We start from the raw sequence: 12,129 nt of genomic DNA, 5'->3' as shown, positions 1-12,129 counted from the left end.
GCCGCGTTACAATGACCTAATGACTTAATGACCTAATGATCATTACTCTGCTAAATATATTAATGTGGACGAATTATCTTTTCTGAACAATTTATTGGCCTTACCCTTAATTTGTTGTGCGGTTACTGCCAAAAATTTGTCTATCTCATAGTTCAAACCATCGGCATCGCCTAACAACTCAAAATAGGCCAGGTTCATCACCTTATCCAGCAAAGCCATTTCAGAGAATATCATTGTCGATTCTGTTTTGTTTTTAACTTTGGTCAGCTCGTCAGCAGGAATGGTTTCGGTCTTTATTATTTCCAGTTCTTCCCATATCGCTGCTTCTGCCTGTTGTGTTGATACCCCTTCCAACGGCTTGCCTTCGCATACAAACATACCCTTATCCATGCTGCCGGTCATGTAGGCATGTACCTCGCTAAACATCTGCTTTTCTTTTACCAGGCTTTTATATAGCCGGGATGAATTTCCGCGCGATAGGATATCAGATAACAATTCAGTCGCATAAAATGATGTATCCCTACGTCCTCCCATCTGGAAAGCTATATAAACATCATTTAAAGGCACTTTGGCAGTAACGGTTTGGCGTCTTTCTTCGTGTTGTTCATCTTCCTGCTGTAGGTTGCGGTTATATTTTTCTCCTGCCGGGATAGGGCCAAACCATTTTTCGGCCAGTTGTTTAATATCCTCGACTTTAACATCGCCGCCAACAACCATAATGGCATTTTGCGGATTATAGTGTTTTTTAAAAAAAGCCTTTACATCCTCCATTTTAGCCTCTTCGATATGCTCAATACTTTTGCCTATGGTATCCCATTGGTAAGGGTGCTTTTTATAAACCATTGGGCGCAGTTTTAACCATACATCGCCGTAAGGCTGGTTTAAATAACGCTGTTTAAACTCCTCAATTACCACGTTACGCTGTGTTTCCAGGCTCTTTTCATTAAAAGCCAGGTTAAGCATACGGTCACTTTCCAGCCAAAAAGCGGTCTCTAAATTTGAAGACGGCAGGGTGATATAATAATTGGTAATATCATTACTGGTAAAGGCATTGTTTTCGCCCCCTACACGCTGCAATGGTTCGTCATAGTTAGGCACGTTTACCGAGCCGCCAAACATCAGGTGCTCAAACAAATGGGCAAAACCGGTTTGCTCGGGGTTTTCATCGCGCGAACCAACATCGTATAAAATATTAACCACCGCCATTGGGGTTGTATTATCTTCGTGTACCAGTACACGCAAGCCGTTATTAAGTGTAAAGCGGTTGAATTTAACCATGTAGTATCTGTTGTATTTATGTGGTTAGCAAATGTATAATTTTTACATAAGTTGCGATAATTATAAAGCTACTATTACTTTTATATTATGCTTTTTCGCGATGATATTGTTAAACAACTTACAACCAGTCTAGGTAAAACCACGGTTGATGAATTAAGTAAAAAGCTAAAAGCACAAAACTTCCCGTTTCGCGAGGTGGTAGACCTTACCTTTCATCCCAACAAGCAAGTAGCGTTTAGAATGGCATGGCTAATGGATACCCTGTATTTTGATGACCCTATGTTTTATTTGGATGATATAGATTACCTGCTGCAACAAGTACCCAACATAAAATATCCCGCAAGTAAAAGGCATTATTCCCGAATAACGCTTAACCTGACATCACCCAGATCACCAAAAGCTATACAGGATAAACTGGCAACCATTGACATGGAACAAGTAGTTGAGCATTTTTTTGACTGGATGATAGACCCGAAAGTGAAAGTAGCGGTAAAGGTTTTTGCTGCCGAAGTGTTATTTAATTTGCGTGAAAGATATCCGTGGATATCGGAAGAATTGACCAACCAACTACAATACCTGATGCGCAATGGCAGCGCCGGGATGCAAAGTGCAGGTAAGAGGTTATTGAAAGGATTGGAAAAGTAAAAATTACTCTGTCATTTCGAACGAAGAGAGAAATCTATACATCTGCAATTTGCGTGTGTATAGATTTCTCACTCGTTCCTCGTATCGAAATGACAAAAAGGTTTTGGGCGTTAAGCCGTCGGCCTATCCTCCCCGTGCAGATTATGACTTACCTGGTGATGGTGCAGTTTGGCAGCAATGGCTGATGAGCTATTATTGGCGTAGGTACCATAGGCATTAACCAATATACCTTTAAGGTTATATTTACGTGAAGTAACCGCATAAACTATTGACGTATCTGCCGGGTTGCTTGCACCTTCAAAACGATAAAACTCGTCTATCTCAAAATCGTCAGCAGTCATTATTATATCGCGCGACTTATCCTGTACGGTATCGCCCTCTAAGCTTAAATTAGCTTCATATCCTCTTTTCATTAAATCATTAGTGGCATCCACTAAGGTTTCGTAGTTTTTCATGATGTAGCAGATTTATAACAACAGCACACTTTGCTGTTTGTATCTGCTTAACCTAAAAAACAGGAATGTTGTTTTGGATAAAAGAAAAGTAATTAAACGGCCCGGTTAACGTCCCAATTCTCCAGATGATCTGCAACGCGGCGTAAAAACATACCACCCAGCGCACCATCAACCACCCTATGATCGTATGACATAGAGATATACATCATATGCCGTACCGCTATAACATCCCCTTCTTCGGTTTCAATAACGGCAGGCCTCTTTTTAATAACCCCTACCGCTAATATGGCGGCCTGTGGCTGGTTAATAATAGGCACACCCATTATATTGCCGAACGAACCGATATTGGTAAAGGTAAAAGTACCATCTTTTACATCATCAGGCACCAATTTGCCCGCTCGAGATCTTTTTGCCAGGTCATTAACCGCTTTGGTTAAACCTATCAGGCTCAACTCATCAGCCTTTTTAATAACCGGCACAATCAGGTTACCATCAGGCAATACCGTAGCCATACTGATATTAATAGCATTCCGTTTGATGATCTGGGTACCATTAACCGAGATATTGATCATCGGGAACTCCTTAATAGCCTTTACTATGGCTTCGATAAATATGGGGGTGAAGGTAATTTTTTCGCCTTCGCGTTTTTCAAAACTATTTTTAACCTTTTCGCGCCACATAACCAAGCCGGTTACATCAGCTTCGACAAATGAGGTAACGTGCGGAGAAATTTGCTTGCTCATTACCATGTGGTCGGCAATTAAGCGGCGCATCCTATCCATCTCAATAATCTCATCACCTTGCGAAGTATTTACCTGCTGCGCAGCAGGCTGGGGCCTTGCTGCCGGTTGCGGCGCGGCCGGTTGTGCTGCGGGTTGCTGGGGTGGTGCGGGTGGTGTATTTGTTTTTTTCTCCGCTTCCTGTGTATATGTTGGCGCAGCAGCCTGTGCAACTTGGCGCTGCGCAGGTTGCTGGCCGCTTTGCTTTTGTTTAACATACGCTAACAAATCATCTTTTGTTAAACGACCTTCGGCACCTGTACCGGGTATGCGGTCAAGTTCTTCTACACTGATTTTTTCTTCAATAGCAATTTGCTTTACCAGTGGCGAATAAAACCTTGGCGAACTTTTAAACGCATCATTATGCGGGCTTGCAGGCTTTGCTAATAATTCTGTACCTGGTATTGGCATTTGCGGTACAGCCGTTGGTTGTTGCGCCACAGGTTGCGGCTGTACTACTGGTTGCGGTGCCGGTGCCGGCATAACTTCTTCAATTTCGTCAGTTTCAATTATAGCCACCACATCACCCACCTGTACTACATCATCTACCTTGCAAAGCTGCGCAACCAACCGCCCCGAAACAGGCGATGGCACATCAGAGTCAACCTTATCAGTAGCAATCTCTATTACCGTGTCATCAACATTTATATAGTCGCCCGTGTTCTTTGTCCACTTAACTATGGTTGCTTCCGCAACACTCTCCCCCATCCTCGGTAATAACAGTTGGTATTTGGCCATAAAAAATTATAGTTCGATGGGTAAAATTAGATATTTTTAGGTTTAGTTTTAAACATCGCGAAGTAAAGTATTCAACATTGTTAAGGCCGACGCAGCGCTCCTTTCAATATTTTGCTGGCGCTTATTGCCGAATGTGAATTTTTTGGCGATTGTTTTTTTTGCCGATGCCGCTGCAATCCAAACAGTTCCTACAGGTTTGTCGGGCATACCGCCATCAGGGCCGGCAATACCAGTTACCGCTATGGCATAATCTGATTTAAAATTTTTCAAGGCGCCCGCTACCATTTCTTTAACCGTTTCTTCGCTTACCGCTCCAAATTTTAATAATGTTTCATGGTTAACACCCAACAGGCTTTCTTTTAGCTCGTACGAGTATGATATGGCGCCACCAAAAAACACTTTTGATGACCCCGGATGCTGGGTAAACAAGTGCGAAATATATCCACCTGTACAGCTTTCGGCTACAGACAGGGTCAGGTTTCTTGCCGCCATAAAATCAAGTATAGCTTTCTCAAGCGGTACATCTTCATCCGTAACAACCGCGCTGCCTATACGTTCAATCAGTTTGGCTGCGTATTGGTTTATTTCGCTTTTAAGTAATTGTTCATTATCGCCGTAGGCACTTAAACGCAAGCGTACCTGCCCCAATTTGGGTAAATAGGCCAGTTTTATATAATCAGGCAAGGCATCTTCAATATCTGCAATTTTTTCCGCCAGAAATGATTCTCCTTCGCCTGCCGTTAATATGGTTTTATGTATAATTACGGGCAGTTTAAAAGAGGCTATCAGTTTAGGTATTACCTCTTCCTCCATCATGTACATCATTTCAAAGGGCACACCCGGCATTGATACATATATTTTGCCATCCTCATTAAACCACATACCCGGTGCCGTGCCATTTTTATTGATTATCACCTCACAATTTGCAGGTACCTGTGCCTGCATCCGGTTTATCTCCAGCATGGGGCGGTTATATTTTGAAAATATGCGCAGTACACTATTTAAGGCCTCCTGGTTTTCAACCATGCCCACATTAAAGTATTCGGCTATAGTCTTTTTTGTGATATCGTCTTTAGTTGGCCCAAGCCCGCCGGTAACTAAAATTATATCGGCCCGTTCGGCTGCTTCAGCAAGCGCGGTTAAAATATGCTCACGGTTGTCTGATACTGATGATATCTGCTTTACACGTATACCCGCATCATTGAGCTGTTTAGCCATCCATGCAGAATTGGTATCCACTATTTGGCCTATAAGTATTTCGTCTCCTATGGTAATTATTTCTGCAAGCATATTATCTGGAAAATTGACCACCACCGGTATAATCGCTTCTTTTGCTCAGTTTAAGGTCCTGCAAAATATCTGATTTTACCCTTAAAGTAACATTGTATGATTTATAATAACCAAAGGGAAGCCATTGCACCGACAAATCCCAGCAATGCAAGTCGCGTGCAATTGCAAACGAAGTTGCGCTACTTATCTGCCGCACCTTAAGATCGACGTTGCTATTAAATATCACCTTCCATTTTTTGGTTAAGTTAACATCGCCACTTATCATTAAGGTATTGGTGGTAGCCGTGTTTACTACGTTATTGGTGTAAGAAAAATTATAACTGAGCGTAAGGTTCCACGGTATATTAAAATCAATATAAGCCGCAGGATCGCTGTTAAGCAGGGCTAACTTTTGTGCCTGTTCGGGATTCATGTTTCGTAGCCCGTTACCAATGGGTTGCAGCGGTGCTTTAGGTTTAAATGATGTAGAATTTAAACTGGTGCTGGCTGATATGCTGAACGATTGTAATAAAGGGAAATGCCCGTCAAGAAATGAATAACGGTTTAACATACGCGCGTACCGTATAACCTGCCCGTTCTGAATAGTATCTTGCACCCGCATTGAATATGGATTTAACACCCCACCAAATGAAATATCAACTTTGTTATTAAAAATGCTGGTATGTCCGGATATGGCAATAGGCTGAAGCTTAAACGAATCGGCAGCAAAGTTATAAAACGTAGAAAATGTTAAGCTTTGCAATAATTGTATTTTCCTTTCGACGGCGCTGGTATCGGTACTTTTGGCCCGCACCTTTGCCTCCACATTATTATCTAAAACAAAACCTAACCCGGCTTGCCTGCCGCCAGCGGGCCCGCCAAAAATACCCTGATCAAATATAGAATAACGTTGCGACACTACCGGGTACGGTACAGTGGCATTACTAACTATACTGCGGTTAAAGCTATAATCAAATGAACTGTAATCGGGCCGGTAACTAAATGATATACTTGGCGTCATTACATGCCTGATGGCTTTTATTTTTCCGTTTTTAAAGGTTAACATATTGTAAACTTTGGTTGAAAAACCTGCGCTTGCGCTATAGTCGCCCACACGTTGAAACCCCGGAACAGTATCGGTAATTAACGAGTCGGCGCGGCCATACCGCTTTCGTATAGTTTGAAAGTACCAGCGGTCAGTATAATTTACATTGGCATTAAATTGAAAATACTTAAACACGTTTAAATTTAGCCCAATAGGTATTTGATGTTGTAAGCCATTTTGCATTTTTTTAGTTAATGTAGTGGCTGTAAATAATTCTGCCTCTGGCACATTGTTAATTTTATTGGTACCTGTTAAAGTATAGCCCACGGTTATTTTTTGATACCATTTTTGCTCGGTAGTAACCCGCGTTTTTGAATCAAAAGGGCTAATGGTAGCCATGCTAAAGTTAAACGTAGGCAAATCAAGCGTAACTGTTTTACGGGTAAGGTCCTGACTATGGCCCAGGCTTACTGTAAGTGCAAATGGCGTACCTGCCCAAACCCGCCCATAAGAAATACTTGACCGCAGGTTGTTTTGGGTTAGCGCCTGTAAGTTATAGCCTACCGTACTGGCATCGTTTTGAAAAAAAGTTGAGGTACCAGCATTTACTGATGCGGAAAAAGTACTGCCGGGGTTAGCGTTAGGGTTTTTAGTGTGCGACCACGTGATATTAAAATCCTTGTCAGCCGGGTCGCCCTGTAATTTGTTATTGTGCGATCCATAACTTAATGTAAGGTTCCCGCTATATTTATAGCGGTTACGGTAATTAAGGTTGGTATTAACCTCATATGATCCGTTAGAATAATAGGTACCCATAGTAGTAAGGTCGGCATAATCACTTAATCCTAAATAATAACCAAAATTACGCAGGTAAAATCCCAGGCGTTGGTCTTCGCCAAAGGTAGGCAGTATTAAACCTGATGTACGTGTATCCATCTTCGGAAAAAACCCAAACGGGATACCAATGGGTATAGGCACCCCCTCAATTTCAAGGTAAGCCGGGCCGGATATAATTCGCTTTTTCTCAACAATACCCTTGGTTATTATTATACCAAAATCAGGGTCGGGCTTGTCGCACGTGGTAAAAACTTTATTGCGTATAGCTATCTCGTCTTCATTTATTTTTTTGTCCTCGCCGTGCGTAAGGTAATTTTCCTGCTGTTTGGTTGATGAGTTCCAGGCCTTAGCCTTCTTTGTTTCATAATTATTCCTAAGCGAGTCGGCAGTAATAGGCTCATCAGTACCCTGCTTTAATATGGGCCGTCCAACATATCTTTTTGTTTTAGGATCAATACTTCCCCGGGCAAAAATAATATGTGTTTTGCTGTTTATTTCAATATAATCAGCATCAAGCTGCATGCCATTATAATCTATCCGGGCTTTGTTTATAAGATAGAGAATAGAATGATCTGCAGAGTAACGAATAGTGTCTGCCGACCGGGCTGTCAGGTCGTCAATTAAATCACTTTTACCCTTTTTGGTAGTGTCAATAAGCTTTTTTGTGGTGTCATTACCTGTTACAACGAGTTTATTAGATTTCTTATCTTTAGTTGGCTTAAATGTTCTTACGATGTTTCCTGATGCTAAAATAATGTTTGCCTTTTGATCTATCTGGATATAATCAGCATCCATTTCAAAAGCCGTATAATTAATATGCGCCTTCCCAATCAGGTATATTATATTACGGTCATCTGAGTAGCGTATAACGTTTGCTGTTTTTGATATCAACTTGCCATCTGACTCATTTATTGCTGTTTTTGTAGTATCACCCGGTTTTTTAGAATCGTTAATAGCGGCTGTTTTTATAGGCAAAATAGCTGAGGTTTTGCTATCTTTAGGGGGCTTAATTTTTTGTGTGGTATCTATCTGTAAAATACTATTAGCAATAAACCGATAGCTGTTAACGTTGCTTTTACCGATAGCAGTTAACATATTTATCAGTAAGAAGATCGAAATCAGAAAAAATAAGCTAGTGAATTTCAAATTAATTATGAATAGTTATATTGCGGACATAGTAAAACGCGTTCAAAAATAATGAAAATTAAGGCATTGAAAAGATTGATTTATGGTTTATCGGCATTTGTAATTTGTTTTTCGCTTTTTTCGTTCAAGTCATTAGCTTCTACGAAAAGAGATACCCTTGTAAATAATGGCTTTAAAATTAAAACCATTATTGTTGATGCCGGCCACGGTAACCGCCGTCCCGAAGGGGGCCGTTATTCGCCGGGTGCCGAAGGTTCTTATTCGTTTGAAAGGAATGTAACGCTTGCTATTGCGCAAAAATTGCAGAAAGCCATAGAAAAAGAGATTGACGGCGTTAGGGTTGTTATGACACGTACAACACCTGATGATGTACCATTTCAAACCCGATCAGATATTGCCAATCAAAACAAAGGCGACCTGTTTATTTCAATACATTGCAATGCCTTGCCTAACCGCACAGTACGCGAAGTTGTTGGCCACCGAAAAGGCAAAAAAATTTATAGAACAGTATCCGTTCCTGACCGTTCGGGCCGGGGCGTGTTAATGCTGGTATACGATACCAAAAGAACCGCGCCGCAAGTTGAGGCTCTGATGGAGAACGTTGAAATCGGCGATGGTAAGGATGACGAAAAAGCCGCCAAAGAGCCTGATGACCCTATTACCACCATCATGATCAATCAATTAAAAAACAAATACCGCAAACAAAGCATACACTTAGCTGATTTACTCAATAATGAATTTATTGACGAGGGCCGCAAAAGCGAAGGATTAAGGGAACAGGTGCTGTTTGTGCTTGACCATACGGCAATGCCCTCAGTATTGGTAGAAACCGGCTATATAAATAATCCGCAGGACGAAGATTACTTAAATTCTGAAGATGGACAAAACGAAATTGTTAATGCGATTGTTAGAGGGATAAAAACTTATAAAAAGGAAGCAGAACAAACTGCTGATTGAAAACGTTATATATAAAGCTTTGAAACTATCCAACGAAACTAAAATAGGGGCACTTACTGCCGTTACAATCACCATACTTATATTAGGTTACAGCTATCTGCGTGGCAATGATGTTTTTTCGGGTTCCAATAAATTTTATGCTATTTACCATAGTGTTGATGGGCTTACCGTATCAAAACCGGTATTGGTTAATGGCTTTCAAATTGGCCGCGTTTCAAAAATGGAACTGCGTAATAATGGCAATACCGTTGTTGAATTTAAAATAGATGACCAATATAATGTACCTGTTAATACACTGGCCCGCCTGGTTAGCACCGACTTACTGGGTGGCAAAGCTATAGTTTTTGAGTTGGGAAACAGTAATGAATATGCCGAAAATAAAGACACTTTACGTGCCGATGTGCAAGGCAGTCTGGCCGAAAGCCTGCAGCCCATTCAAACCAAGGCCGAAAACCTGATGACCAAACTCGACTCATCACTGGCGGCTATTAACCGTATACTAAACCCGGGCTTTCAGCGCAATGTAGATAGAAGCTTTAATAGCATCGCCAACTCATTGCAGACCTTAGAAGGTACCACCAAAAAAATAGATTATATTGTTGGGAGCCAAACAAGCCATATAAACGGTATATTAACCAATGCCGAAGCGGTATCGGTCAACCTTAAAAACAGTACCGCGGGTTTAACAGATGTAACATCAAATTTTAAGCGTTTTAGCGGCGACCTTGCTAACTCGGACGTTAAACAAACAATAGAAAACGCCAACAAGGCCATAGCCGATTTACAACAAACTATCAGTAAATTAAATAGCAATAACGGCACTTTGGGCAAGTTGATGAATGACGATTCGTTATACCGCCATTTAGATTATGCCTCAAAAAACCTGGATGCTTTATTTATTGATATCAAAGCGCATCCAAAACGGTACGTACATTTCTCGGTGTTTTAATACTGCTTAAATAGCAAACGTTTTTCCCTCAATAGCCAACTCCGTGTTCGGAAAAACACTTTGCGCTTCTTCAAGCAGTTCATCAAGACTTTTATAACGTGCCGAAAAATGCCCTATCAGTAATTTTTTCGCGTTGGTTTGCAGCGCTATGTTTGCGGCCTGCAATGCGGTAGTATGGTGAGTTTCGCGGGCCCTGTCGGCCATATTGTTTAAGAAAGTGGCCTCGTGGTATAGCAGATCGGAGTTAGTTATCTGGTCAAAATATGCCGGGTTAAAAAGCGTATCTGAACAATAAGCATAACTTTTAGGTTGTTCAGAATCAATGGTGAGGGTATTATTTTTATATACGGTGCCATCGTTGGCCACATAATCTTTACCTTTTTTTAGCGCTGTAAAAAACTGAACGGGCACATTCAATTCTTCCAGCTTTTCTTTTAATAACTTACGTAAGCGCTTTTTTTCTTTAAATATAAACCCGGTACAGGCTATACGATGGTCAAGCGGTATGGTTTCAATGGTTACGTCGTCATTATCAACTATTACCTGTGCTATTTCGGCATTGGTTGGTGTAAATTCAATAGGATAATTTAAAGTAGTTTCAGAGTATTTTAATTGCAGCTCAATAATCTCCATTAACGTCGCCGGGCCAAAAAGTTTTAATGGCTTTACGCGTCCGTTAAGGTGCATTGACGATAGCAGACCTACCAAACCGAGGTAATGGTCGCCATGCAAATGGCTGATAAAAATATGGTCAATACGGCTGGCTTTAATATCAAAACGCAGCATTTGCTGTTGTGTGCCTTCGCCACAATCAATCAAATACCAACGCTCGTTAATATTTAACGCCTGCGATGTGGGGTTTCTGTTATAAATAGGTGTTGCTGAACTGCTTCCAAGTATGGTAACTTCAAACTTCATACCGGGTAAACAATTAACAGTTTTATTTGATTTCTTTCTTCAACTCTTTTTCTATCTCCTCCATAAAAATCAAATCAATAGCTTCTTTGGTTGTTGGCACAACGGTAAGCACATTGTCTAACTGGGATATAGTTATTAAACGGGTAACGGCATCATTTAAGCCGGTAAGTATAAATGAACCTTCGGCGCTTTTGCATAAACGGTGACCAACCAACAGGCTGCTAAGACCCGATGAATCAGCAAATTTTACCTGCGACAGATCAAGAATAATATTACGCTGACCTTCGGTATTGGTTAATATCAATTCAGATTTTAATTGAGGGGTAACTAACGAGTTCAATTTTGACTCATTAAGCTTTATTAAAATATATTTCTCGTGTTTGTCTATAGAAAACTTCATTCTCTTTCTTCGTAAATTATATGCTAATATATAATTTTATTTACTAATTACAATGCAGATAGCGCATGGTTAATTGCACTTTCCACACGCTGTAATATTTCTGTACTGTCGGGTTTTACAAACTGTTCGCCTGTTATTTGTTCATATAGCTCAATATATCTTTCAGATATTGAAGTAACTATTTCTTTTGTCATTAATGGCACTACCTGCCCATCTTTTCCCTGAAAACCGTTTTCTATAAGCCATTTGCGTACAAACTCTTTTGAAAGTTGCTTTTGAGGCTCATTGTTTTTTTGACGTTCAACATACCCGTTACTATAAAAATAGCGGGACGAGTCGGGCGTATGTATCTCGTCTATCAAATATATTTTACCATCGGCTTTGCCAAATTCGTACTTGGTATCAACTAATATCAAACCTTGTTTGGCGGCAATTTCGGTACCACGTTTAAATAATAAACGGGTATAATTTTCTAACTGCACATAATCAGCTTCTGATACGATGCCCTGTTTTAATATTTCTTCGCGGGATATATCCTCGTCATGCCCTACCGCTGCTTTGGTTGTTGGGGTAATAATGGGCTCGGGCAGTATATCATTTTCATTTAGTCCTTCGGGCAAACTTACTCCGCATACTTGCCTCCTGCCTGCACTGTATTCGCGCCAGGCATGTCCGGCCAGGTAACCGCGAATCACCATCTCTACCTTAAAAGG

General features: G+C 40.8%; 11 protein-coding genes. 3 read left to right on the top strand and 8 right to left on the bottom strand.

All coding sequences use genetic code 11. The features are described from left to right. Positions 1-42 precede the first annotated feature (42 nt). Positions 43-1,278, bottom strand: coding sequence for a M16 family metallopeptidase (locus ABI367_RS04875; RefSeq protein WP_462227260.1), 1,236 nt, complete (start codon positions 1,276-1,278; stop codon positions 43-45). 87 nt (positions 1,279-1,365) lie between these two features. On the opposite strand from ABI367_RS04875, the gene ABI367_RS04870 reads away from it, so the two are divergent. Further along, positions 1,366-1,923, top strand: a complete 558-nt coding sequence (locus ABI367_RS04870; RefSeq protein WP_462227259.1) for a hypothetical protein — start codon at positions 1,366-1,368, stop codon at positions 1,921-1,923. A gap of 110 nt (positions 1,924-2,033) precedes the next feature. On the opposite strand, the gene ABI367_RS04865 is transcribed toward ABI367_RS04870, so the two are convergent. From ABI367_RS04865 to ABI367_RS04850, 4 genes are all read right to left on the bottom strand, one after another. After that, a complete protein-coding gene (locus tag ABI367_RS04865; protein ID WP_462227258.1) occupies positions 2,034-2,378 on the bottom strand; it encodes a phosphoribosylpyrophosphate synthetase in 345 nt (114 codons plus the stop codon). A 92-nt stretch (positions 2,379-2,470) separates the two neighbouring features. After that, on the bottom strand, positions 2,471-3,895 hold the full coding sequence (locus ABI367_RS04860; protein ID WP_462227257.1) for a dihydrolipoamide acetyltransferase family protein: 1,425 nt from the start codon (positions 3,893-3,895) through the stop codon (positions 2,471-2,473). A 48-nt stretch (positions 3,896-3,943) separates the two neighbouring features. Further along, positions 3,944-5,185, bottom strand: a complete 1,242-nt coding sequence (locus ABI367_RS04855; RefSeq protein ID WP_462227256.1) for a competence/damage-inducible protein A — start codon at positions 5,183-5,185, stop codon at positions 3,944-3,946. A gap of 1 nt (position 5,186) precedes the next feature. After that, complete coding sequence (locus ABI367_RS04850) at positions 5,187-8,141, bottom strand: putative LPS assembly protein LptD (RefSeq protein ID WP_462227255.1); 2,955 nt, start codon at positions 8,139-8,141, stop codon at positions 5,187-5,189. A 117-nt stretch (positions 8,142-8,258) separates the two neighbouring features. On the opposite strand from ABI367_RS04850, the gene ABI367_RS04845 reads away from it, so the two are divergent. Both ABI367_RS04845 and ABI367_RS04840 read left to right on the top strand, forming a co-directional pair. Then, positions 8,259-9,149, top strand: coding sequence for an N-acetylmuramoyl-L-alanine amidase family protein (locus ABI367_RS04845; protein ID WP_462258024.1), 891 nt, complete (start codon positions 8,259-8,261; stop codon positions 9,147-9,149). 19 nt (positions 9,150-9,168) lie between these two features. Beyond that, complete coding sequence (locus tag ABI367_RS04840) at positions 9,169-10,098, top strand: MlaD family protein (RefSeq protein ID WP_462227253.1); 930 nt, start codon at positions 9,169-9,171, stop codon at positions 10,096-10,098. Between the two features lie 6 nt (positions 10,099-10,104). Here the strand turns inward: ABI367_RS04840 and ABI367_RS04835 are convergent, their stop codons facing one another. The 3 genes from ABI367_RS04835 to ABI367_RS04825 form a co-directional block, all read right to left on the bottom strand. Then, a complete protein-coding gene (locus tag ABI367_RS04835) occupies positions 10,105-11,016 on the bottom strand; it encodes a ribonuclease Z (RefSeq protein ID WP_462227252.1) in 912 nt (303 codons plus the stop codon). Between the two features lie 22 nt (positions 11,017-11,038). After that, positions 11,039-11,416, bottom strand: coding sequence for an STAS domain-containing protein (locus tag ABI367_RS04830; RefSeq protein WP_462227251.1), 378 nt, complete (start codon positions 11,414-11,416; stop codon positions 11,039-11,041). Between the two features lie 47 nt (positions 11,417-11,463). Next, positions 11,464-12,129 (bottom strand): phosphoribosylaminoimidazolesuccinocarboxamide synthase (locus tag ABI367_RS04825; RefSeq protein ID WP_462227250.1); only part of this gene is annotated, 666 nt, incomplete at its 5' end.

It is taken from the genome of Mucilaginibacter sp. (genome assembly GCF_039935595.1).
In the GTDB taxonomy this organism is placed as follows: domain Bacteria; phylum Bacteroidota; class Bacteroidia; order Sphingobacteriales; family Sphingobacteriaceae; genus Mucilaginibacter.
The sequence above is the reverse complement of the archived record's forward strand: the minus strand, read 5'-3'. Positions and strand labels throughout refer to the sequence as shown.

Bases quoted from the DNA above. Each gene is read 5' to 3' on its own strand.
- ABI367_RS04875 (WP_462227260.1), bottom strand. From the start codon at position 1,278: ATGGTTAAATTCAACCGCTTTACACTTAATAACGGCTTGCGTGTACTG.
- ABI367_RS04870 (WP_462227259.1), top strand. From the start codon at position 1,366: ATGCTTTTTCGCGATGATATTGTTAAACAACTTACAACCAGTCTAGGT.
- ABI367_RS04865 (WP_462227258.1), bottom strand. From the start codon at position 2,378: ATGAAAAACTACGAAACCTTAGTGGATGCCACTAATGATTTAATGAAA.
- ABI367_RS04860 (WP_462227257.1), bottom strand. From the start codon at position 3,895: ATGGCCAAATACCAACTGTTATTACCGAGGATGGGGGAGAGTGTTGCG.
- ABI367_RS04855 (WP_462227256.1), bottom strand. From the start codon at position 5,185: ATGCTTGCAGAAATAATTACCATAGGAGACGAAATACTTATAGGCCAA.
- ABI367_RS04850 (WP_462227255.1), bottom strand. From the start codon at position 8,141: ATGTTAACTGCTATCGGTAAAAGCAACGTTAACAGCTATCGGTTTATT.
- ABI367_RS04835 (WP_462227252.1), bottom strand. From the start codon at position 11,016: ATGAAGTTTGAAGTTACCATACTTGGAAGCAGTTCAGCAACACCTATT.
- ABI367_RS04830 (WP_462227251.1), bottom strand. From the start codon at position 11,416: ATGAAGTTTTCTATAGACAAACACGAGAAATATATTTTAATAAAGCTT.